The following is a 23,208-nucleotide window of genomic DNA, read 5'->3' as shown; positions in this document are numbered from 1 at the left end:
ACCTATCCGCACATCAACGTGCGGATTTTTGATATTTTTTAGACCGCACTTAATAGGCTTTTAATTGAGCCATTGCTTTACAATCTGAGGCTTGATGATCATCTTCGGTAATTAAACTCTGTAGGAAATGTTTAATTTCAGTCAGTTCGGCAATTTTTTCTTCGACTGAAACCAAATGTTTCGCCAACATGCTATCCACTTCGCAATGTTGAGATTGCTGCGTTTTCAACGCATTAAAATATTTAATTTCGGCCAAACTAAAATCTAACGCTCGGCAGGTTTTAATAAATTTTAATTGCTTCAAACTGGCTTCATCATAATCTCGATAACCGTTTGCTAGACGTTTAGGCTCTGGCATTAACCCCATTTTTTCATAATACCGAATCGTTTCTAAATGAATACCGCTTTGTTTGCTGAGTTCATGAATCTTCATCTTTCTAAAATTAAGCCTTGACCTTGTAGTTGCTACGGACTTTATACTTTATCCCAAGTTAATCAAAGACACAATGAGGAGCAGTATGTCCGAACATCATTCCCATGAACACCATGACCATTCATCTCATGCGCATATTCCACAAGATAAAAAAATCTTAGCACTCAGTTTGGCTATCATTACCGGCTTTATGGTTGTCGAATTTGTTGGTGGCTATTGGTTTAACAGCTTGGCACTCATGGCTGATGCGGGACACATGGCAAATGATAGTTTATCGTTATTTTTAGCCTTGCTAGCGTTGTTTCTATCTACTCAAAAACAACGATACATTGCCCTACTTAATAGCGGCTCATTGATTGTTGTGGCATTGATGATTTTAGTTGAAGCCATTCAACGCTGGCAAAATCCCATCGAGATGATGGCATTACCAATGCTTGGCGTGGCATCTCTAGGATTATTGGTGAATCTTTTCGTTGCAAAGATAATGTTGAACAGCGATCATGATAATCTCAATATTAAAGCAGCGTATCTACATGTACTCACCGATTTATTTGGTTCCATTATTGCTATACTTTCGGGTCTCAGTACCTATTTTCTGGGATGGTTATGGGTTGACCCATTGGCAAGTATGATATTAAGCATGCTAGTATTAAAAAGCGGAATTGGAGCATTTCGCTTGGCATTAAAAAACACTTAAAAAATTAACCGTACTTTGGTTTGATATTTCCAAAGTGCGGTCAATTTTCAGCGATTATTTCAACTCACCGCGCTCTACAATGATACCCACATTACTAGCTTGAGCAACGGCTTTCGGTTTGCTTAATTTAAGACGTAACCATAAAATCCCAAAACGTTGTTGTAATTGTTCTGCTACTTCATAAGCTACTCGCTCAATCAATAAAAATGGCTTAGCTTGGACATAATCTAAAATAAATTGACTCACTTCCGCATAATTGAGGCAGTATTGCACATCATCTGTTTCTGCGGCTTTTTGACAATCCCATGCCATTTCCAAATCAAAAACGAGCTTTTGTTTAATTTGTTGCTCCCAGTCATACATGCCAATTTGTGCGAAGACGACTAATTCTTCAATAAAAATACGATCCATCTCTCATTCCTGTAAAAATATAGTGGGCTTATGCTATCAAGTTTGGTTAAAATAATGAACAAGTTTTTCAAATACAATCAAGATTGTGGAGCACGAAATGAGCCTATTTGCCCTTTTTTATATGATTTTTGCTTATTTACTGGGTTCGATTTCCAGTGCAATTTTGATTTGTAAAGTTGCAGGCTTACCTGACCCGCGAAAAAACGGTTCTCATAACCCTGGTGCGACCAATGTATTACGTATTGGTGGACGTTGGGCAGCGCTCGCAGTATTAATTTGCGATATTTTAAAAGGGATGTTACCTGTTTGGGCGGGTTATTATTTAGGGCTCACACAATTTGAATTAGGCATGGTTGCATTAGGGGCGTGTTTAGGACATATCTTCCCCATTTTTTTTCAATTTAAAGGCGGGAAAGGAGTCGCGACCGCATTCGGTGCCATTGCGCCCATCTCTTGGGGCGTCGCTGGCTCAACGCTGGGTACATGGTTGTTAGTCTTCTTAATTAGTCGTTATTCTTCATTAAGTGCTGTTATTACGGCACTTCTCGTGCCATTTTATGTTTGGTGGCTTAAACCGGAATTTACCTTCCCCGTTGCCTTAGTTTGCTGTTTGCTGATTTATCGTCACCACGACAATATTCAGCGCTTATGGCGAGGCCAAGAAGATAAAATGTGGGGAAAATCCAAGAAGAAATAAATAAAAAAACCTGTCGATAATCGACAGGTTTCTTTTTATCAAAACGGCTTAGAAATCAACCGCACTTTTAAGTTTTTTCAGTGCGTTTGCTTCAAGCTGACGAATACGTTCTGCAGACACATTATATTTTGCTGCAAGATCATGAAGGGTGGCTTTATCATCATCTAACCAACGTGCTTTGATAATATCTTGGCTACGTTCGTCAAGATTTTCTAAGGCTGTACCTAACTTTTCTGTTGCTTGTTCTTCAAAGTTTTCGCTTTCAAGTTCTGCCGCAAAGTTTGAGCTTTTATCTTCTAAATATAAAGAAGGTGCATAAGCTTCGTCATCATCGTCTGTTGGCAAATCAAAGCCGACATCAGCCCCTGTCATACGGGATTCCATTTCGATGACATCTTCTTTTGACACACCAAGCTCATTCGCCACCATATCCACTTCGTTTTCATTGAACCAACCTAAACGTTGTTTAGTTTTACGTAGGTTAAAGAACAATTTACGTTGTGCTTTCGTGGTTGCGACTTTCACAATACGCCAGTTGCGAAGGACATATTCATGGATTTCTGCTTTGATCCAATGTACCGCAAAAGATACAAGGCGAACACCCACTTCCGGATTAAAACGTTTTACCGCTTTCATTAATCCGATATTACCTTCTTGAATTAAATCTGCTTGCGGTAATCCATAACCTGAATAACCACGCGCAACATGAATAACAAAACGTAAGTGTGATAAAACTAACTTTTTCGCTGCTTCAATATCACCGTCATAATACAAACGTTCTGCTAAGCTTTTTTCTTCCTCTGCAGTCAGCATCGGATATTCGTTTGCTGCTCGAATATAGCCTTCGATGCTACCTTGAGGTACTAACATCATTTGAGTTTCTTTATTCATTCTTCTCCTCACAGCATGCGGAGCTAAGCCCCAACTTATTAATCGTTTAGTTATAGCACAATATTTAGAATTATTGTAGCTTTAATTTGTTCTATTTGACAGTTTTTAGCGATTAAAAGTTCAAATTTATTGCGATAAATTTATCAAACTATTTTAATGGAATGAGTGAATAATTCAATTCTTCCGCAACGACTTTGAACAATAAATCAATATTCGGGTGTTTTCCAGGATTTTGTTTCGCATCTTCAACGTGTTCAGCAAACCATTCAATGCCTTGTTGTGCAGAAGTGCGGTCTAATTTCCCGTTAAATTTTTCTGCTAACGCATGATAAAGACGAAGTGAGCCAAGCTTGCCTGGAGCGGCAGGAATATGATGAATCACGGTTTCACCGTTTAGCACATCCAAACCTGTTAGATGCTCAATGCTTGGTAAAGTCTCTAAAATGTCTTTAAAGTTCATGATTGCTTTCCTCTATAAATTAACTAATGGCTTGCTCTGAATTTACTTCGCCATTTGCGCCCATAAAGCGTACCTCTGGCTGTAAATACACACCAAATTTACCCGCTACAGTTTGACGGATATGATGTGCTAGCTTAACAACATCCTGTCCAGTGGCATTACCTTTATTAATCAGCACTAAAGCTTGTTGTTGATGAACGGCCGCGCCACCGATTTGAAAACCTTTTAAATGGCATTGATCGATTAGCCAACCCGCTGCCAGTTTCACTGAACCATCTGGTTGTGGAAAGTGCGGTAGATTTTCGACCTGTTTTTGGATTTTCGCAAATTGTTCTGCACTCACCACAGGATTTTTGAAGAAACTGCCCGCGTTGCCAAATTCTTTTGGATCGGGCAATTTGCTGCGGCGAATATGGCATACTTCATCAAACACTTGTTTTGCCGTTACCGTTTGAGGATCAAAATTCACTAATGAGCCATATTTTAAAATCGGTTGCCAATTTTTGGCTAATTTCAATCCAACCGCTGTAATCACATAACCTTGCGCATAGTGATGTTTGAAAATACTTTCACGATAACCAAATTCACATTCGTTAGCCTGCAAACGGAATTGTTCGCCCGTGTTAAGATTCAATACATCCACGTAATCGCACACATCTTTAAATTCTACGCCATACGCGCCAATATTTTGAATCGGTGCCGATCCGGCACAGCCGGGAATAAGTGCAAGATTTTCTAAGCCGTCAATCCCTTGAGAGAGTGACCATTCCACTAACTGATGCCAATTTTCGCCACCATTAACATGCAAATAATGGTAATCACTATCTTCTGTATGTTGAATACCCGATAAACGGTTAACAATTACAACACCTTGGAAATCGTCTAAAAACAGCATATTGCTGCCTTGCCCTAAAAATAAGACAGGTAGATTTTCAGCTTGTGCTTTTTGCCAAGCTTGTTGGATTTGTTCAATCGATGTGGCTTCAATAATTTCACGTGCATTTGCTGGAATATTGAAGGTGTGAAACGGCTGTAAACTTTGCATTAACTTTCCTTAAAAAAACGTGTGAGGAAGCGTGATTTTCACGATAGTACCACCTTGCTCCCCTTTTAAAATACTGAACTGAGCATTTAATTGTCGACTGCGCTCAGTCATGATATTTAAACCATAATGCCCTTCTGGCTCGTCTAGCGTCGGAATCCCTACGCCATTATCTTGTACGAGGATTTCGTATTCGCCCTCAGCATTAATATGGGCTTTTACCTCAATACGTGTACCTTTGGAGTGCTTAATCGCATTTAACGTTGCCTCACGTACAATTTGCAGAACGTGCACTAATTCTTGTGGATTTAAACTTTGCGATGGCAAACTACATTCCACAGTCATTTGCATCTTCGTTTGTGAACGCAAACTTTCAATAACTTGTTCCAAGGCAACCTGTAAATTCGCTTCTTGCACCGTTAAACGGAAGGTCGCCAATAATTCTCGTAATTGAGAATAACCATCTGATAAGGCTTGTTCAAATTCACCAATGATGGCAATACTTTTTTCTTTTGATTTTTCATCTTCTTTCTTCAAATTATGCTTTAACAACGTTAATTGAATTTGTAAGAAAGACAGCACTTGCGCCAACGAGTCATGCAATTCCCTGGCAATAATTGACCGCTCTTCCATCAATAAGAGTTGCTCTTGCTGGCGTTGCGTTTTGTGTGAATACAACGCTTTTGCCACCATTTGTCCTAGGTTTTTCATCATTCGCGGATCGGGACAAGGTAAACCGGCTTGCCATGAGAGCACTGCTAAGTTTTCATTTTCAATGGAAAGTTCTTCGACTTGAAGTGATTGTTTAGGATCTTTTTGACCAAAAGAAATTTCCCAATGTTCTGATCCGAAAATTTCTAACTCAATGTAGCGTAAATGTTCGCTGACACGAATATGATTGAGCACTTGGCTGAGAATTTTATCATTAATCTTCGTGGGCGTAAGTAACTGTGAGCTTTGATAAAGTGTTGTTAAAGAGCGGTTGGTTTGACGCAACTTTTGCGTTTGCTCATTTACCGCATCTTCTAAACGCGAATAAAGTCGCCCTAACTCAGAAGACATTTGCGTAAACACTTTCGCTAAAATACCAAGCTCATTATTACTTTCTGTATCAAGTTGGATATGTTTAAACTGCCCCATTTGCACTTGCATACTGGCTTTGGTCATGAGTTCTAGAGGTTTCACCACTTCGCGCTTCATATACCAAATCACATACGATACCATCGCAAGAATCAATAGCATGGAAACACACAATACAGAAACTGCAATAATCCATTTTAGTTCAGCAAAGCGTTGTAATTCCAACACGAAATCATCGACATCTTGTACATAACTTTTTAGTTCGGCGTGATATTTTTCAATTTGATGGCTACGCGCAAAATCGGACATCACCGCCCAGCGTTTTAGGATTTTTTGATAGGACTCTCTCACACCTGATGGCGCAAAAAGCTGATTTTGTACCGTCAGCAAAGCATCAGCATTGAGACTACGTTGATAACGTACTAAATTCTGTTCGACCGTATCCAGCGAACGTTCCATTTCCGTTAATAGCCGATAACTTTGCATACGCAAAGAACCGGAGATATTAATGGCTTCCGCATCCGACTTATTACTCGCCATCACGATCAAACTCAATGAGCTAATAATGCCCATGAAGATAATGACTACAAATAAATATTTAGCAATACGGGTAGAAACTGAACGTTTAGCGTACACGATAATTCTTCAAAATTGGAAAAAGTGACCATAGTTTAGCACAAAGTGCGGTTGAAATTGGCTGATTTTTCACAAATAAAAAACATCGGCTTTGACACCGATGTTTTCAAAAACTTGAATTTTTTTGACCGCACTTAGCTCAATTCTTTGCCTTTTAATTCTGGCAATAAGAAGACTGTCGCTACCATGTCGATCACATAAATCACCGCCAAGAAAGCAATCGCAATGCTGAATGAATACGCGGATACAATCGCCCCGACAACAACCGGTCCAAAACCACCAACAGCACGACCTAAGTTAAACAACACATTTTGCGCCGTTGCACGCGCTTCTGTCGGATAAGCTTCAGCTATTAATGCGCCATAACCGCCCATCATGCCGTTTACAAACATCCCTAAGAATGCACCGGCCACCAACATAGCGGTTGGGTCAGTTAATTGAGAGTAAGTGATGATGCTGATCACGGCACCAAGTTGGAATAATAAGAAACTTGGTTTACGTCCGATTCTATCGGCTAGACGACCAAAGATCCAAATCCCCGCCATCATCCCACATACCGTAACAGCCGTCCATAAACCTGATTTCGTTAAACTAAAGCCAAGTTGTTTAGATAAGAAGTTTGGCATCCAAATCATAATGCCGTAGTAACCGAAGTTTTGTACAGACGTTAAAACCACTATACCAAGGCTTACTTTTGTAGTTGCTTTATCTTTTACTAAGAGTTGGAAAGATTCCAGTTTCGATATTTTTTGGGTTGAAAGTTCAGTCTGTTTTTGTGAGAAAATTTCAGGTTCGTGTAAACGGGTACGTAAATACCAGGCCACAAACGCTGGGAAGATACCAACAACGAACATGCCGCGCCAGCCGATATGTGGAAGCAATACCGGGGTGAGTAACGCAGCTGCTAACACACCCACTTGCCAACCTAACGCCACATAAGACGCGGCTTTTGCACGGTGTTTTGCTGGCCACGCTTCAATGGCTAATGCCATACCGATACCAAATTCACCGCCTAAACCGATACCCGCGATGGTGCGATAAATTAATAAATCCCAATAGCCTTGTGCGATTGCACACAAACCGGTAAATACGGCGAAAAGGACGATTGTCCAAGTCAGCACGCGTACACGCCCATAACGATCGCTTAATGCACCAAATACAATACCGCCCACCACAGCACCAATAAGTGTCCAGGTAACTAATGAGCCAGATTGTGCAGGAGTTAAATTAAGATCTGCCGAAATGGCACTAAGCATAAATCCAAGAATAAGAAGATCGAATCCATCCATCGCGTAGCCGACAGCTGATCCAACCAAGGCTTTCCAGCCATATTGATTGACGTTTGTCATGATTGAGGTCCCTTTTGCTACTCACGGGTAGCGTTTAAAGTGAAATAATGAGGAAAGAAATTTTCCGACGCGTAGTTTAGAGAAATTGACGGAATTTTGCAAGAATAAGAAAAGCAAAGTGCAGTTGATTTTATTCAAGTTTTTATTTTTTCAATAAAATTCGAATTAATAAGGCAATCGCTGCCGCATCATCCACTAAACCTAATGGGCCAAGCACCGCTTCAGGCAAAATATCAATGGGACTGAACAGATAAATCAGAATGATGGCGATTTTAATTAACTTCGTTTTATTCATAGTCATTGGACGAAAAGAAAAAGATCAGGTAAATTCTACAACTTATCCGAATGGTGAATCATCACAAAACGTTCCCAAAGCTGCTCTTCGCTTTCTTGGTGCTCAGGATCTGGCTTGATGCAGTTTGTGATCGGGCAAACTTTTTGGCAGGTTGGCGTGTCATAATGACCAACACATTCCGTACAAAGCACAGGATCGATCACATAGATCTCCTCGCCGATTGAAATTGCTTCATTCGGACATTCGGGGAGACACATATCGCAGTTTGTGCATTTGTTTGTGATCAGTAACGCCATACCATTCCTTTATATGAGAAAGCGGCGAATTATAGCCGACAAAAGCAAAATTGACAAAATTTAAACAGGATTTTTATGAAAAAACAGGTTTCTACTCTTTCCCTTATTGCCCTTGCCGCATTTAGTATTTGGCAATATTTCACTGAACACAAAAAAGACACAAAACCCGCCCCAACAACCACACAACAGCAAAGTCAAAGTGCGGTCAAAAACACCAAAGATTTTGGGAATTATGATGTCATCATGCGTGATGATGCTATTGGGCAAAACAAAAATGCCCCTGTTGATTATTATATGTTGGCCTTATCTTGGTCACCCGCATTCTGTGAAAAACAACGTGCGCAATATGGCAATAATTTACCTGATTCAGCACAATATCAATGTGATATAAAAAATCAATTTGGCTGGGTAGTGCATGGCTTATGGCCTCAAAATGCGAATGCGCGTTCTGTTACGGATCATCCACGTTTTTGTAAGGGTGATTTAGCGCCACTTCCAATTGAAACGCTCGAGCCTTACCTTTCAATCTCGCCAGGCGCAAAATTGTTGCAAGGCGAATGGGAAAAACACGGTAGCTGTGCATTTGATTCAGCGGAGGCTTACTTCAAACAAGAGAAAGCATTATTTGAATCGCTTTCCTTGCCAAACGAACAATTAAGCCGTAAAGAATTATTTCAATGGATGAAGCAACATAATCCGCAATTAAAAGGCGCTTATTTAGGGGCGAGCCATAATGAACTATTCATTTGTTACAATCGCCAGTGGGAAGTAATCGATTGCCCAAAATAAGCATAATTCGCTTTTTTATTTGATCTACATCGTTACAACCTAGTAAGAACTAGGTATAATGTTCCCGTTTAATTTTAACTAACCCAAGAGGAAAGCTTATGTCAGTAATCAAAATGACCGACTTAGATTTAAAAGGTAAACGTGTATTTATTCGCGCGGACTTAAACGTACCGGTAAAAGATGGCAAAGTGACATCTGATGCGCGTATTCGTGCGACTATCCCGACGTTAAAACTAGCTTTAGAGAAAGGCGCAAAAGTGATGGTTACCTCTCACTTAGGTCGTCCAACTGAAGGTGAATTCAAACCTGAAGACTCTTTACAACCGGTTGTTGATTACTTAAAAGACGCAGGTTTCAATGTGCGTTTAGTGCAAGACTACTTAAACGGTGTGAATGTTAAAGAAGGCGAAATCGTTGTTTTAGAAAACGTACGTGTGAACAAAGGTGAGAAGAAAAACGATCCTGAATTAGGTAAAAAATATGCCGCACTTTGCGATGTATTCGTGATGGATGCATTCGGTACCGCTCACCGTGCGCAAGCATCAACTTACGGCGTAGCGGAGTTTGCACCGGTTGCTTGTGCAGGTCCATTACTTGCAGCAGAATTAGATGCGTTAGGTAAAGCATTAAAAGAACCTGCTCGCCCGATGGTTGCGATCGTAGGCGGTTCCAAAGTTTCCACTAAATTAGAAGTATTAAACTCTCTTTCAAAAATTGCTGACCAAATTATCGTAGGCGGTGGTATTGCAAATACGTTCATCGCGGCAGCAGGCCACAATGTGGGTAAATCTTTATATGAAGCAGATTTAATCCCTGTGGCAAAAGAATTAGCAGCAAGCACTGACATTCCAGTACCAGTTGATGTACGTGTAGGTACTGAATTCTCTGAAACTGCACCTGCAACAGAAAAATCAGTGACCGAAGTGAAAGATGATGAATCTATCTTCGATATCGGTGACAAATCTGCTGAACAATTAGCTGAAATCATCAAAAATGCAAAAACTGTTTTATGGAATGGTCCAGTTGGCGTGTTTGAATTCCCTAACTTCCGTAAAGGGACTGAAATCATTTCTCACGCGATTGCAAACAGCGATGCATTCTCTATCGCAGGGGGCGGTGATACTTTAGCGGCTATCGATTTATTCGGTATTGCAGATAAAATCTCTTACATCTCAACCGGTGGCGGTGCATTCTTAGAATTCGTTGAAGGTAAAGTATTACCTGCAGTAGAAATTCTTGAAAAACGTGCGAATGGTTAATTGGAAAAAATTGCTAATCTAAGGTCTAGTTTATGATAAATGAGCCTAAAGCCTCAGCTCCCTGTCTATTAGTTAGTGTTATATTATTAACTGCTTGTAGTGATGGAAGTTCCAGTGTCTACAATACAAGGCACTTATCTGGCTCCAGTTTGGAGCGACAAGCACAGTTGGAATGTATTCATAATATTGCAGATCAAAATACAGGCACCTCTCAAGGTTATTTAGCTAAGTGTCCAAGATCTGCTAAATGGCATTCTGACAAGACAATGGAGCGTATTTATCTTAAGCGACCTATGTTTAAAAAGTGATCACCTTCTCACAAACGTCAATGATGGATTTAATCCTCCCAAACATATAAGGAAAAAGTAAAAATGGCTAAATTATTAGATATCGTAAAACCTGGCGTAGTAACAGGTGAAGATGTTCAAAAAATCTTTGCTTATGCTAAAGCAAACAACTTCGCTATCCCTGCAGTAAACTGCGTGGGCTCTGACTCCGTAAATGCTGTATTGGAAACCGCTGCACGTGTGAAAGCGCCAGTAATTATCCAATTCTCAAACGGTGGTGCAGCTTTCTACGCAGGTAAAGGTATAAAACCAACAAGCGGTGCACGTCCAGACGTTTTAGGTGCAATCGCAGGTGCGAAACACGTTCATACTTTAGCCAAAGAATACGGTGTTCCTGTTATTCTTCACACTGACCACGCTGCGAAAAAATTACTTCCATGGATCGATGGGTTACTTGAAGCGGGTGAAAAACACTTTGCAGAAACTGGCCGTCCATTATTCTCTTCTCACATGCTTGACTTATCTGAAGAACCAATGGAAGAAAACATGGCAATCTGCCGTGAATACCTTGCTCGTATGGACAAGTTAGGTATGACCCTTGAAATCGAAATCGGCATTACCGGTGGTGAAGAAGACGGTGTAGATAACTCAGATGTCGATGAATCTCGCTTATACACTCAACCATCTGATGTGCTTTATGTTTACGACCAATTAAACCCTGTAAGCCCTAATTTTACCGTTGCAGCAGCATTCGGTAACGTACACGGTGTTTACAAACCAGGTAACGTAAAATTAAAACCATCTATTTTAGGTGCATCACAAGAGTTCGTTGCAAAAGAACGCAATCTACCAGCTAAACCAATCAACTTCGTCTTCCACGGTGGTTCAGGTTCTAGCCGCGAAGAAATCCGCGAAGCAATTAGCTATGGTGCAATCAAAATGAATATCGATACGGATACTCAATGGGCTGCATGGAATGGTATCTTAAGTTTCTATAAAGCAAACGAAGCATACCTCCAAGGTCAATTAGGTAACCCTGAAGGTCCTGACGTACCAAATAAAAAATACTACGACCCACGTGTTTGGTTACGTAAAATGGAAGAATCAATGTCTAAACGCTTAGAGCAATCTTTCGAAGACTTAAACTGCATTGATGTTTTATAATCCATAAAAATAGACTAAAATAAGACCGCACTTTCTAGTGCGGTTTTTTTATTTTACATAACCTAAATATCGAGCATAATCTATGCAAATAACAAAACAAAATTGGTTAGTTACCCTAATAAACTTTGCAGTAACGCTTTTCTTCCTTTCGATATTTATTGTCAAGGGGGGATATAATGCTGCACCTGCTCTACTGATGTTAATCGGTTTAGGTTATGGCGTTTATGCTTTAATCAAGAAACCACTTTTAAACTTATCGAAAGTTGATAAATGGTTAATTTATAGCTACCTTTTTTATTTTCTTACATTTGTACTTTCCCTCTGCATTAACGGGGGGAAAATGCGCGATCTTGATACTGCAAGCCGAGTCGTTTTCTTTGTTCCTGTTTTACTTTTATTATTAAAATACCCTATCAAAACTTGCGTTTTGAGTTACTCTATTCCGCTTGGTAGTATTATTTCCCTTTGCGTAGCACTTTATGATAAATTTATCTTGAATCTACGCCCAGAGCAAAATCCTCGAATTATGCATATTCAAGGTGGTGATATTTCTATGTCATTAGGTATTTTTAGCCTAATTATTGCCCTCTATGCCCATCATAAAAAAGACGTAAAGTTAACCACTCTTAGTGTTATTGGTGGTTTATGTGGCATCGTAGGAAGTTTGCTTTCTACCGCTCGAGGTGGATGGGTTGCATTGCCTGTCTTGCTTGTCGTTATTCTTTATATTTATCGTCATTCTCTTTCAAAACGTTTTTTCCTGACTTTCTTTGGGATTATTGTGGTCGCGAGCATTGGTATTAGTCAAATGCCCAATAACCGCATTATGGAACGAATTAATGTTGCTCAAAAAGATATCCAGCTTTATCTAGATAAAAATAATGGTAACACCTCTCTAGGTGCTCGTTTTGAAATGTGGAAAAGCGCAATTGCAATGGCAAAAGAAAAACCTTTATTTGGTTGGGGTATTCAAGGTGCAACAGAAAAACGTAAGCAAGAAACGGAAGAAAAAATTGCTACAGGTAACATTGGACAATTTACACATGCTCATAACCAATATTTAGATGACCTCTCCAAACGAGGAATCGTCGGATTACTCGCCTTGCTTGCTGTTTTATTTATTCCTCTGCGTACCTTTATGAAAAAGCTAAACACCACGAACGATGAGGTTAAGCTGATTGCAACGTTAGGTGTTGCCCATATTTTATCTGTGATGATTTATGGCTTAAGCCAAGGTTTCTTGGTACATAATTCAGGTACTATTTTTTACTTTTTCTTAACGATTGTGTTTTATGCTGCAATACGAACACATCAGAAGGCGGAATAATGAAAATTTTAGTCATTCGTAACGATAAACTGGGTGATTTTGTTCAGGCGTTTCCGGCTTTTGCGATGTTGAAAGCCTCAAATCCCGAGCTAAAACTGACCGCACTTGTGCCAGCTTATACCGCACCACTTGCACAAATTTGCCCTTATTTAGATGATGTTATCATTGATAGTGCTAAGAACGACAAAGCAGATTTCAACCGGCTTATTAAAGAAATCAAAGAGCAGCAATTTGATGGCATGATTAGCTTCTTTTCCAATACCCATAACGGTAAATTAGCCTGGAAAAGTGGGATTCCTTATCGTCTTGCGCCCGCAACAAAATGGGTACAAATCCTTTATAACCATCGTTTAACACAACGCCGTTCACGTTCAGAAAAATCGGAAGCCGAGTACAATCAAGATCTGGCTCGGGCGTTCTTAAAGAAACACAACATGCCGATTGTAGAACCTAAACCACCTTACCTTTCATTTCCTGAAAGTGCGGTTAAAAAACAACGTATTTTTCTTCAAGAACAATTCGGTTTATCGGCGGATAAAAAATGGGTCTTTGTGCATAGTGGAACAGGTGGTTCAGCAACAAGCCTTTCTCTGACACAGTATGCTCAATTGATACAAGGTTTATTAAACGAATTTGACTGTCAGATTATCTTAACGGCAGGACCTGGTGAAAGTGAAAAAGCCCATGAGTTAGCGGCAAAAATCGATAACCCAAATGTGGTGGTTTACGATAAGAATAAAGGATTAGTGGATTTTGCTCACTCACTGGCTTGTACAGATTTATTCATTGCGGGCTCTACTGGACCATTGCATCTAAGTAGTGCATTCAATGTGCCAACGATCGGATTCTATCCAAATAGTCGCTCATCTCAGCCTCGTCGTTGGAAGCCGATTAATGATGCAGATAAACATCTTGCTTTCTGCCCGCCAAAAGGCAAAGAGGAAATTAATTTAGGCTTAATTTCGATTGATGATGCCTTAATTGAGATTATCCCCTTCGTGCGGAAGATGTGGCAAGCGAGCAATTGAGTTTAAGCATAACTGTACAATCCAACCTATTGCGGCGGCAAAAACAACGGTACCGATTCCGACTGTGCCGCCGAGAAGATAACCCAACACACAAACCGACACTTCAAGGCTTGTTCTCACAATGCCTACTTTTAAATGAAGGCGTTGGCAAAACCCCACCATTAATCCATCCCGCGGGCCAGCGCCTTGATGACAGGTTAAATATAATGCTGTTCCAAGCCCATAAAGCAAAAGCCCAATTCCGCCGAATAAGATTCGACTCAAAAGTGCGGTTGGTTCAGGTATAATTTTCACGGTTAAACCCAGAAAAAAAGCAATCACGATAATATTCAAAATCGTGCCAAGCCCAAATCTTAACCTAAGGGGAATCCAAGCCAACATCACCAAACAGCTAATACCGAATGATGCCCAACCAATACTAACTCCAGCTTGTAATGCCACGCCTTGAGAAAGTACGGTCCAAGGTGAAGAACCCAAATTAGCGAGCACAATCAAGCCATCTCCAATGCCCAGTATTGCCAAAGCAAATAAGAGCATCGACATGGTTTTACCTTCGACTGACCATAGCGATTTGGCGGCCCAACTGGTGTGAGGAATCACCCGTGCTTTTTTCATATTATTCCCATTTATATTTAACGCTTACATCATAATGGGAAACCCCATAAAACCAAAACATTTTAACGTCATATGATATAACCGAATTGACTGATAAATATCATAAATGTGATGTAGATCACATTGTCAAAATTGTCATCATTCAGCCACTGACTTAAAATAGGCTACCCTTTTAAATTAGGACATGATTATGCTTGCATCTCTTCAAGATATTTTGGATACCGTAAAATCCAATACACTCACCTATCAACAAAAACTCATGTGTTTAGGCAATATCGCCGAGCGATTATTTGATCCTCGTGAATTATTAGGCTACACGGATGAAGAATGGCAATTCCTTCAAAATCAAATGATCTGTGATTTAAACGAAGGCTATGCGATTTATCGCCCCCGCTATATTTTGCCGGATTACAATGTGTATATTAAAAAAGGCAGTGAATTCCTTGAATTGCCGCCACCAAAAGATCTTGATGAAGCATTAGATGGCTTATTGATTTTATATTCCCACGTGCCCTCCATTACCACATTCCCAGTTTACATTGGTCGTTTAGACGTGCTACTTGATCCGTTTATTACCGATGAGGAACAAGACTACATCAAAATTAAACGTTTCTTAAATCATGTAGACAAAACTGTGCCGGATTCATTTTGCCACGCCAATATTGGTCCTTATGATACCAAAGCAGGGCGTTTGATTTTAAAAGCGGTGATTGAATTGGAAGCGCCAACACCAAATATGACCATTCGTTATGATAAGAGTAAAACAAGTCGTGAATTTGCAGAATTGGCGGCAAAAGCGTGCTTATTGGTTTCCAAACCGTCTTTTGCCAATGATGCTTACTACATTTCTGACTTAGGCGAACAATATGGTATTGCAAGCTGCTATAACGCACTGCCTGAATGTGGCGGCGCTTATACCCTCACTCGCTTGCGTTTAGGTACCATCGCTCGCGCCTGTAAAACCGTGGATGAAATGGTCAATGAACTCTTACCTCGTGTAGCAAAATGTGCACTTTCCACCATGGATAAACGCCATAAATTTGTAGTGGAAGAAAGCAACTTCTTCAATACCTCATTCCTCGAAAAAGAAGGGTTTATCAAACGTACTAATTTTACGGGGATGTTTGCTATTGTTGGTCTCGCTGATGCAGCAAATCATTTATTGCAACAAGAAGGCTTAAATGAAACCTTTGGTAAAAGCCAACGCGGTGATGAAATTGCGACCTTAATTATGGATAAATTGAAAGAAGTCACAGATAACCATGAAGGCGTGTATGCTGAACGCACGGGCAACCGTTATTTATTACATGCACAAGTAGGTGCAAGCAATCATGAGGAAGATAAACGTAATGCGCCGGCACATCGCATTCGTGTGGGTGAAGAACCAACGTTATTGGCTCATTTAAAACAATCTGCGCCATTCCATAAATACTTCCCATCAGGTACGGGAGATTTGTTTGCCTTTGACCAAACCTATGTGGATCATTTAGATGCCGTCGTTGATATTATCGATGGTTCATTTGCGCAAGGTTACCGTTATATCACCACTTATCTTAAAAACACCGATTTGATTCGGGTAACGGGTTATTTGGTGAAGAAAAGCGAAGTAGAAAAATACCGTAAAGGTGAAGTAGCATTACGTGATACCACTTGGTATGGTTCAGGTACCGATGATTGTGCACAAGTCTTTGACCGCCAATTACGCGATGAACAAGATGTAAGTGCAAGCTAGAAAAAAAGTGCGGTCGAAAAATTCTTTGTTTTTTGACCGCACTTATTCTTTTTCTGCCTTTTCTAAAATTGCTTTGTGTTCTCTAATCAATGCCATAAACGGCTGCCCAAAGCGTTCTAATTTGATCGCCCCGACTCCATTAATTTGTAGCATTTCAATATTACTTGTTGGCATATACTGTGCCATTTCCTGCAATGTTGCATCATTAAAGACAATATAAGGTGGAATATTTTCCTTATCCGCTAGCTGCTTCCGTAAGAAACGCAAACGCGCAAACAAATCTTTATCATAATTTGCCACTGTATTTTTATGAGACGTATGCACAATTTTATTAATGGATGAAATACGTGGCATCGCTAATTCAAGCGGCACTTCGCCTTTTAAAACAGGGCGTGCACTTTCTGTGAGCTGAAGCGTTGCACTATTAAACTCACCGATTACTTGTTGAATAAAACCAAGGTGGATAAGTTGGCGAATGACCGATTGCCAATGTTCTTTGCTTTTATCTTTACCAATGCCATAAACACTTAACTTATCATGTTGGCGTTCTACAATTTTTTGATTATGCATCCCTCGCAATACCGCAATCACATATTGCACGCCGAAACACTGCCCCACACGATAAATCGTCGACATCACTTTTTGCGCATCAATTAAGCCATCATATTTCTTTGGCGGGTCTAGACAAATATCGCAGTTTTGGCAAGGCGTTTGACGATATTCACCAAAATAATTGAGTAATACCAAACGGCGACAAGTTTGACTTTCGGCAAATTCACCAATGGCTTCCAATTTATGTTGCTCAATTTGACGTTGTGGCGTCTCTGGTTTTTCAAGCAGAATCTTCTGTAACCAAGCATAATCAGCCGGTTCGTAGAAAAGTACTGCTTCTGCAGGTAAATCATCTCGCCCCGCGCGACCAGTTTCTTGATAATATGATTCAATGCTTCTCGGCAAATCAAAATGGGCAACAAAACGCACATTGGATTTATTAATGCCCATTCCAAACGCAATCGTCGCAACAACAACTTGAACATTATCTCGTTGAAAATCTTGCTGGACGCGTTCACGCAGTGCAGTTTCCATTCCCGCATGATATGCCGCAGCTGAAACACCTTTATTTCGCAAAGTTTCAGCTATACGTTCTACTTTCGAACGACTATTACAATACACAATGCCACTTTTGCCTTTCTGAGCTAAGACAAAACGCGTAAGCTGCTCCATTGGCTTAAATTTTTCTTCTAACGTATAACGAATATTTGGTCGGTCAAAACTGCCAATGTATTTGTGAGGATGGTCTAATTTAAGATGAGTGAGAATATCCTGTCTTGTCGCGTAATCCGCTGTAGCCGTTAATGCCATAATCGGCGCATTTGGAAACGCCGCTTTTAAGCCGCCAAGTTGGGTATATTCAGGGCGGAAATCATGGCCCCACTGTGAAATACAATGGGCTTCATCAATGGCAATAAAGGAAATTTGAGCATAAGAAATCAGCTGAAAAAAGCTGTTTGTCATCACTTTTTCAGGCGAAACATATAATAATTTTAATTGACCTGAAATCAGCTTATTTTCAACTTGCTGCTGTTGTTCTGGCGTCTGACTAGAGTTTAGAAAATCGGCTTCAATACCGTTTGCTTGGAGTTGATCTACTTGATCTTTCATTAAAGAAATCAAAGGCGAAATCACTAATGTGAGACCAGGAAAACAAAGTGCCGGAATTTGATAACACAAGGACTTGCCATTTCCTGTGGCCATCACCACTAAGGCATCCTGACCGCTTAACGCAGCGTGAATCACTTCTTCCTGCCCTTTGCGGAAAGATTGGTAACCAAAAACAGACCGCAACGTATTAAGTGCGGTCGTTTTTAAGTCTGTTTTTTGCGGGGCATGTTCCGCGAGTTCGGTCATTAGAATGTTACCGTGTCTCCGTGAGCAGCAACCGCCTCGGTTAAAGAATCCCAAAAGCGTTTACCATCATTTGCCACCCAATCATTGTTTTTATAGGCAAAATGGAATCCGCCCAAACGGCTAGCAAGCCAAAGTTCAAGAAGTGGTTCTTGCTTATTAATGACGATTTGTGAACGATCATCAAATGTAATGGTAAATACCGAACCTTGCGTTTCGCAATCCACATCACAATCTTGATTCTCTAACGTTTCTTCAATTTTTTGCCAAACCTGTTCAATATTTTGGTGAAATTCTGCAACATTCATAAAATTTTCCGATTAAATCTGATAGAATGCCGTGAATTATAAAGCCTTTCGCCTCGTTGGCAAAGGCAGATTTTACTTATTAGAGAGATTGAAAAATGAAAAAATTACTTTCTATTTTATTACTCAGTGCATTCTGTACTTTAGCGACAGGTTGCGGCGTAAAAGGGCCATTATATTTCCCTGAAAAAGAACAGCCGCAAAACACACAAAAAACACAATAAAAACTGACCGCACTTAAAGGATTCGTCATGGATTTTTTCCAATATAAAAACGAGCAACTTTATGTTGAAGATTTGCCCGTCAAACAACTCGCTGAAGAATTTGGCACACCACTTTATATTTATTCGCGCGCCACGCTTGAGCGCCATTGGCATGCCTTTGATTCAGCATTAGGAGAGCATCCACACCTAATTTGCTATGCCGTAAAAGCCAATTCTAATATTGGTATCTTGAATGTCATGGCAAAATTAGGTTCTGGTTTTGATATCGTTTCACAGGGCGAATTAGAACGCGTCTTAGCGGCTGGTGGAGAGGCTTCAAAAGTAGTCTTTTCTGGCGTGGCAAAATCTCGCTCAGAAATTATGCGAGCGTTAGAAGTAGGCATTCGTTGTTTTAATGTGGAATCTATTGCGGAACTATATCACATCAATCAGATTGCGGGTGAAATGGGCAAAGTAGCCCCGATTTCTTTACGTGTAAACCCCGATGTCGATGCCCATACACACCCTTACATTTCTACGGGATTAAAGGAAAATAAATTTGGTGTGAGCGTAGATGAAGCGCGTGAGGTATATAAATTAGCTGCAACCTTACCTCATGTAAAAATTACGGGTATGGATTGCCATATTGGCTCTCAGCTTACTGAATTACAGCCCTTCTTAGATGCAACTGATCGCCTCATTCGTTTAATGGAACAATTAAAAGAAGATGGCATCACATTAAAACACTTAGATCTCGGTGGAGGTTTAGGCGTAACTTATACTGATGAAACGCCACCTCATCCAAGTGATTATGCGACGGCGCTACTGAATAAATTAAAAGATTATGAAGATCTCGAAATTATTTTAGAACCAGGTCGAGCGATCGCGGCGAATGCGGGGATTTTAGTGGCGAAAGTTCAATACTTAAAAAGTAATGAAAGCCGAAACTTCGCGATTACTGATACCGGCATGAACGATATGATTCGTCCAGCACTCTATGAAGCTTATATGAACATCATTGAAATTGACCGCACTTTAGGGCGTGAAAAAGCCATTTATGATGTTGTTGGCCCAGTATGCGAAACCTCTGACTTTCTAGGTAAACAGCGTGAATTAGCCATTGCTGAAGGGGATTATATTGCTCAACGTTCTGCTGGTGCTTATGGTGCAAGTATGTCCTCAAACTACAATTCTCGTCCACGTACGGCTGAAGTGTTAGTGGATGGAAACAAAGCTCACTTAATTCGTCGCAGAGAAAATCTCAGCGAATTATGGGCACTAGAAAGCATCGCTAAATAAATAAAAACGGTCAAGACTTATATCTTGACCGTTTTTTGTATGACTAAATAATTCGAGAGAATTGTTGTCGTTTTGCCGCGGCTCTTGAATAGGTATCAAAGCATAAGCAAATATTACGAATTAATAATCGACCTTTAGGCGAAACTTGTAAGCCTGTTTCCGTTTCAGAAATTAATCCATCTTCAAGTAATGGTTTTAATAACTGTAAATCTTCAGCAAAGTGCTTTTTGAAATCAATATTATATTGTTTTTCAATTGGTGCAAAATCAAGCTTAAAGTTACAAATCAACTGCTTAATCACATCACGGCGTAGGCAATCCTCTTCTGTCATCGCTAAACCTTTATGTAATGCGATTCCTGAATTTTCCACGTCATGATAATAATGTTTTAATTCTTTTTGGTTTTGAGCGTATGTATCCCCCAATAAACTAATGGCTGATACACCTAAACCAAGCAAATCACATTCTTCTTGTGTGGTATAGCCTTGGAAATTTCGGTGTAAGACACCTTTCTCTTGAGCAATCGCTAATTCATCATCGGGTTTAGCAAAGTGATCCATACCGATAAACTTATAACCCGCATTACCTAAGGTTTCGATCGTTTTCTGTAAGATTTCTAACTTAGTTTCTGGTGGCGGCAATTGATCTTCTTTAATTTTTGCCTGCCCCGCAAATCGACTTGGTAAATGAGCATAGTTAAAGATACTCAAACGATCTGGATTTAATTCAATCACTTTATGTAATGTAAACATAAAACTTTCCACATTTTGAAGTGGCAATCCATAAATTAAATCAAGGTTGGTCGATTGGAAACCTAACTCACGAGCACGAACAAGTAATGCATTCACAAACTCTTCATCTTGTTCACGGTTTACCGCTTTTTGAACCGCTTTATTGAAATCTTGTACACCCATGCTAATTCGGTTAAAACCAATATTGCGTAAATGATCAAGCATGTCGAGCTCAATTTCGCGTGGGTCCATCTCAATACTAACTTCTGCATTATCCGCAATCGTAAAATGATCTTTAAGCATCTTCATCAAACGAGCAGATTGCTCTTCTGTCAAATAAGTCGGTGTACCGCCGCCCCAATGCACTTGAGTCGCAACACGATTTTTGAATAATTCTGAACGCGCTTTGATTTCTTTTTCAAGGTAATCAAGATAAATATCCGCCTTATGTTGATGACGAGTAATCACCTTATTACAGCCACAGAAATAGCAAAGTTTGTGACAAAACGGAATGTGTACGTAAAGGGAAAGTGGTCTTTCCGGATAACGATTAGCTGCTGCAATAAAATCTTCGTTTGTGTAACTTTCATTAAATTCTAATGCAGTTGGATAAGATGTATAACGAGGTCCTGATTGGTTATATTTTTGAATTAACGCAAGATCCCAAATAATTTCAGACATTAAACTTCCCCAAATTTCTCTACGTCATTTAAAAACTGACGTAACTCCAACATAATTTCTTCTTCAAATTTTGCTTCTGCACTTTCTCGCTCAAGATCGAGTTTCATTCTTTCTTTTTTTAACAATGCTTTCCGAGCTTCATGCGTAGGCATTTCTTTTACAATATTATAAAGTGCATACATGGCTTGATATGGCTGCAAAGATTGTCCAAAAGGGAGTAAAAGCATTGATAAACGAATCACCCCTTCTGAATGGTTACAATCTCCATTTTGCATCGCTTTAGCGATAATTACCATACTCTCTTTTAGGCGTTTTGTACGTGCTATCTTAGCCTGTTTAATGAGAGTGTTTTGATGGCGTAACTTCCTAAGTAATTTAAAGGCATAAAATGATACGCCAGCAATAATTCCCAAAGCAATAATACTTAAAATAATCGGCCACATGACAATTATCTGAATTGGTTGATATCAATCTTCTCGAAGGTTCGATAGAGGTCATCCTCTGTCTCTTCTTCATCTTGAATACCTAATTCTTCCATTAACTGAGCAATACGATCTAAGCATTCATCTACAAATTGTTGATCAGCTTTACTAATCGTTTTGCCTTCATCTAAAGCATCCAACAATTCATTTAGAATTTCATTATTTTCTAAACGTTCTAACTCCACTTCAGGCGCAAGTTTTTTCGGTTCTTTGACGGCTGGAATTGTCATCCCTTTCTCAGGCTTATTCACAAATTCAACAATCAGTGGAACCTTTTTACGGCTACCAATACGCGGATCTTTTTGTTCAATGATTTGGTTATTTTTATTTTGTTCAGCGTTACTATGACGAGAACCGGATGCTAAACCTTTATGTTTACGTTTTTTCTTATCTTCTCTTGCCTTAGCGTCTAATTCATAACGTGTTAATTTCTTACCTGATAGCTTTGGTGCTTCAGGTTTCTTGTCCGATTTACGAATTGGCATAATATCGCTAATTTTACGACTTTTCTTTTTACGAGCCATTTGTGTTATTTATCCTATAAAAAATTTTGGTGATTGTACCATTCCACCTCTATTTTCTCATTAAAAGATTTAAACATCTTTAATAAAACTATTCTGATTTTGACCGCACTTTTTATTTATTAAAATAAAATCTAAAAATAAAAACCCCAAGCCATTCAGCTCGGGGTTCACATTCACTACCTGGCGGTGTCCTACTCTCACATGGGGAAGCCCCACACTACCATCGGCGCATCGGCGTTTCACTTCTGAGTTCGGTATGGGGTCAGGTGGGACCACCGCTCTATCGCCGCCAGGATTATTCCTTTAATAACTCTATTTCTTTCTGTTCCGCTATCTCTAGCGCTCACAACCAAACAAGCTGATTCAACTTCAAAACTTTCTCTTTCGTCTAGAGTTTCGTCTTCACAACACCCAAAACCCTTGAGCGTTGTATAGTTAAGCCTCTCGGGCAATTAGTATCTGTTAGCTCAACGGCTCGCACCGCTTACACACCAGACCTATCTACGTCTTAGTCTTAAACAACCCTTACTGTCTCAAAGACAGGGAGAACTCATCTCAAGGCAAGTTTCGTGCTTAGATGCTTTCAGCACT

General features: G+C 39.8%; 25 protein-coding genes and 2 rRNA genes. 10 read left to right on the top strand and 17 right to left on the bottom strand.

Annotated features, from left to right (window positions below; genetic code table 11):
* Positions 1–49: 49 nt before the first annotated feature.
* Positions 50–433: a MerR family transcriptional regulator gene (locus tag HMPREF3020_RS06130; protein WP_070775933.1), complete on the bottom strand. Its 384-nt coding sequence runs from the start codon at positions 431–433 to the stop codon at positions 50–52.
* Between the two features lie 85 nt (positions 434–518).
* Between HMPREF3020_RS06130 and HMPREF3020_RS06125 the strand changes: the two genes are divergently transcribed.
* Positions 519–1,130, top strand: coding sequence for a cation diffusion facilitator family transporter (locus HMPREF3020_RS06125; RefSeq protein WP_070775931.1), 612 nt, complete (start codon positions 519–521; stop codon positions 1,128–1,130).
* Positions 1,131–1,184: 54 nt separating this feature from the next.
* Here the strand turns inward: HMPREF3020_RS06125 and folB are convergent, their stop codons facing one another.
* Entirely contained in the window at positions 1,185–1,541 is a 357-nt protein-coding gene (gene folB / locus HMPREF3020_RS06120; protein WP_070775929.1) for a dihydroneopterin aldolase, read from the bottom strand.
* Between the two features lie 97 nt (positions 1,542–1,638).
* Here folB and plsY point away from each other — a divergent pair, with 97 nt between their 5' ends.
* Positions 1,639–2,238 (top strand): glycerol-3-phosphate 1-O-acyltransferase PlsY, encoded by a 600-nt coding sequence (gene plsY / locus HMPREF3020_RS06115; RefSeq protein WP_014064698.1) that lies wholly within the window; start codon positions 1,639–1,641, stop codon positions 2,236–2,238.
* A gap of 48 nt (positions 2,239–2,286) precedes the next feature.
* On the opposite strand, the gene rpoH is transcribed toward plsY, so the two are convergent.
* The 7 genes from rpoH to HMPREF3020_RS06080 all read right to left on the bottom strand — a co-directional run bounded on the left by rpoH (position 2,287) and on the right by HMPREF3020_RS06080 (position 8,287).
* Positions 2,287–3,129 carry an RNA polymerase sigma factor RpoH gene (gene rpoH / locus HMPREF3020_RS06110; RefSeq protein WP_070775927.1) on the bottom strand — a complete coding sequence of 281 codons (843 nt, stop codon included), beginning with the start codon at positions 3,127–3,129 and terminating at the stop codon, positions 2,287–2,289.
* Positions 3,130–3,277: 148 nt separating this feature from the next.
* Complete coding sequence (locus HMPREF3020_RS06105; RefSeq protein WP_070775926.1) at positions 3,278–3,589, bottom strand: DUF2322 family protein; 312 nt, start codon at positions 3,587–3,589, stop codon at positions 3,278–3,280.
* A gap of 19 nt (positions 3,590–3,608) precedes the next feature.
* Positions 3,609–4,634 (bottom strand): UDP-N-acetylmuramate dehydrogenase, encoded by a 1,026-nt coding sequence (murB, locus tag HMPREF3020_RS06100; protein ID WP_070775924.1) that lies wholly within the window; start codon positions 4,632–4,634, stop codon positions 3,609–3,611.
* Positions 4,635–4,643: 9 nt separating this feature from the next.
* Entirely contained in the window at positions 4,644–6,347 is a 1,704-nt protein-coding gene (narQ, locus tag HMPREF3020_RS06095) for a nitrate/nitrite two-component system sensor histidine kinase NarQ (RefSeq protein ID WP_070775922.1), read from the bottom strand.
* A gap of 134 nt (positions 6,348–6,481) precedes the next feature.
* Positions 6,482–7,696, bottom strand: a complete 1,215-nt coding sequence (locus HMPREF3020_RS06090) for an MFS transporter (RefSeq protein ID WP_070775920.1) — start codon at positions 7,694–7,696, stop codon at positions 6,482–6,484.
* A gap of 142 nt (positions 7,697–7,838) precedes the next feature.
* The gene (locus HMPREF3020_RS06085) at positions 7,839–7,991 is read right to left on the bottom strand and encodes a DUF1232 domain-containing protein (RefSeq protein WP_005696968.1); all 153 of its coding nucleotides are present in this window, start codon (positions 7,989–7,991) and stop codon (positions 7,839–7,841) included.
* Positions 7,992–8,026: 35 nt separating this feature from the next.
* Positions 8,027–8,287 carry a YfhL family 4Fe-4S dicluster ferredoxin gene (locus HMPREF3020_RS06080; protein WP_014064693.1) on the bottom strand — a complete coding sequence of 87 codons (261 nt, stop codon included), beginning with the start codon at positions 8,285–8,287 and terminating at the stop codon, positions 8,027–8,029.
* A gap of 75 nt (positions 8,288–8,362) precedes the next feature.
* Here HMPREF3020_RS06080 and HMPREF3020_RS06075 point away from each other — a divergent pair, with 75 nt between their 5' ends.
* From HMPREF3020_RS06075 to HMPREF3020_RS06050, 5 genes are all read left to right on the top strand, one after another.
* Positions 8,363–9,076, top strand: coding sequence for a ribonuclease T2 family protein (locus HMPREF3020_RS06075; protein WP_070775918.1), 714 nt, complete (start codon positions 8,363–8,365; stop codon positions 9,074–9,076).
* A 98-nt stretch (positions 9,077–9,174) separates the two neighbouring features.
* The gene (pgk, locus tag HMPREF3020_RS06070) at positions 9,175–10,335 is read left to right on the top strand and encodes a phosphoglycerate kinase (protein WP_070775916.1); all 1,161 of its coding nucleotides are present in this window, start codon (positions 9,175–9,177) and stop codon (positions 10,333–10,335) included.
* A gap of 371 nt (positions 10,336–10,706) precedes the next feature.
* Positions 10,707–11,786: a class II fructose-bisphosphate aldolase gene (gene fbaA / locus HMPREF3020_RS06060; protein ID WP_070775914.1), complete on the top strand. Its 1,080-nt coding sequence runs from the start codon at positions 10,707–10,709 to the stop codon at positions 11,784–11,786.
* An 82-nt stretch (positions 11,787–11,868) separates the two neighbouring features.
* Positions 11,869–13,113 (top strand): O-antigen ligase family protein, encoded by a 1,245-nt coding sequence (locus HMPREF3020_RS06055; protein WP_049384073.1) that lies wholly within the window; start codon positions 11,869–11,871, stop codon positions 13,111–13,113.
* Positions 13,110–14,141 (top strand): glycosyltransferase family 9 protein, encoded by a 1,032-nt coding sequence (locus HMPREF3020_RS06050; protein WP_070775912.1) that lies wholly within the window; start codon positions 13,110–13,112, stop codon positions 14,139–14,141. Before HMPREF3020_RS06055 ends, HMPREF3020_RS06050 begins: the two co-directional genes overlap by 4 nt.
* Here HMPREF3020_RS06050 and HMPREF3020_RS06045 read toward each other — a convergent pair.
* The gene (locus HMPREF3020_RS06045) at positions 14,091–14,756 is read right to left on the bottom strand and encodes a membrane protein YczE (protein ID WP_049368706.1); all 666 of its coding nucleotides are present in this window, start codon (positions 14,754–14,756) and stop codon (positions 14,091–14,093) included. The two genes, HMPREF3020_RS06050 and HMPREF3020_RS06045, sit on opposite strands and share 51 nt — an antisense overlap.
* A gap of 190 nt (positions 14,757–14,946) precedes the next feature.
* Here HMPREF3020_RS06045 and HMPREF3020_RS06040 point away from each other — a divergent pair, with 190 nt between their 5' ends.
* Positions 14,947–16,488 (top strand): YjjI family glycine radical enzyme, encoded by a 1,542-nt coding sequence (locus HMPREF3020_RS06040; RefSeq protein WP_070775910.1) that lies wholly within the window; start codon positions 14,947–14,949, stop codon positions 16,486–16,488.
* Between the two features lie 42 nt (positions 16,489–16,530).
* Here HMPREF3020_RS06040 and recQ read toward each other — a convergent pair whose 3' ends face one another.
* Both recQ and cyaY read right to left on the bottom strand, forming a co-directional pair.
* Positions 16,531–18,396 carry a DNA helicase RecQ gene (gene recQ / locus HMPREF3020_RS06035; RefSeq protein WP_070775909.1) on the bottom strand — a complete coding sequence of 622 codons (1,866 nt, stop codon included), beginning with the start codon at positions 18,394–18,396 and terminating at the stop codon, positions 16,531–16,533.
* On the bottom strand, positions 18,396–18,701 hold the full coding sequence (cyaY, locus tag HMPREF3020_RS06030) for an iron donor protein CyaY (RefSeq protein ID WP_070775908.1): 306 nt from the start codon (positions 18,699–18,701) through the stop codon (positions 18,396–18,398). The genes recQ and cyaY overlap by 1 nt, the downstream gene beginning before the upstream one ends.
* A 95-nt stretch (positions 18,702–18,796) precedes the next feature.
* Between cyaY and HMPREF3020_RS09515 the strand changes: the two genes are divergently transcribed.
* Positions 18,797–18,922: an LPS translocon maturation chaperone LptM gene (locus HMPREF3020_RS09515; protein ID WP_005697346.1), complete on the top strand. Its 126-nt coding sequence runs from the start codon at positions 18,797–18,799 to the stop codon at positions 18,920–18,922.
* 27 nt (positions 18,923–18,949) lie between these two features.
* Positions 18,950–20,200, top strand: coding sequence for a diaminopimelate decarboxylase (lysA, locus tag HMPREF3020_RS06025; protein ID WP_070775906.1), 1,251 nt, complete (start codon positions 18,950–18,952; stop codon positions 20,198–20,200).
* Between the two features lie 43 nt (positions 20,201–20,243).
* On the opposite strand, the gene hemN is transcribed toward lysA, so the two are convergent.
* The 5 genes from hemN to HMPREF3020_RS06000 all read right to left on the bottom strand — a co-directional run.
* Entirely contained in the window at positions 20,244–21,611 is a 1,368-nt protein-coding gene (gene hemN / locus HMPREF3020_RS06020; protein ID WP_070775904.1) for an oxygen-independent coproporphyrinogen III oxidase, read from the bottom strand.
* A complete protein-coding gene (locus HMPREF3020_RS06015; protein WP_070775902.1) occupies positions 21,611–22,054 on the bottom strand; it encodes a DUF2489 domain-containing protein in 444 nt (147 codons plus the stop codon). Before HMPREF3020_RS06015 ends, hemN begins: the two co-directional genes overlap by 1 nt.
* A gap of 5 nt (positions 22,055–22,059) precedes the next feature.
* Complete coding sequence (yihI, locus tag HMPREF3020_RS06010; RefSeq protein ID WP_070775900.1) at positions 22,060–22,617, bottom strand: Der GTPase-activating protein YihI; 558 nt, start codon at positions 22,615–22,617, stop codon at positions 22,060–22,062.
* Between the two features lie 178 nt (positions 22,618–22,795).
* Positions 22,796–22,911, bottom strand: a 5S ribosomal RNA gene (gene rrf / locus HMPREF3020_RS06005).
* A gap of 137 nt (positions 22,912–23,048) precedes the next feature.
* Positions 23,049–23,208: ribosomal RNA gene (locus HMPREF3020_RS06000) — 23S ribosomal RNA — on the bottom strand; the annotation flags it as partial.

This window comes from Haemophilus sp. HMSC068C11 (genome assembly GCF_001815355.1).
Classification (GTDB): Bacteria; Pseudomonadota; Gammaproteobacteria; order Enterobacterales; family Pasteurellaceae; genus Haemophilus_D.
This window is presented reverse-complemented; position numbering and strand designations above follow the sequence as displayed.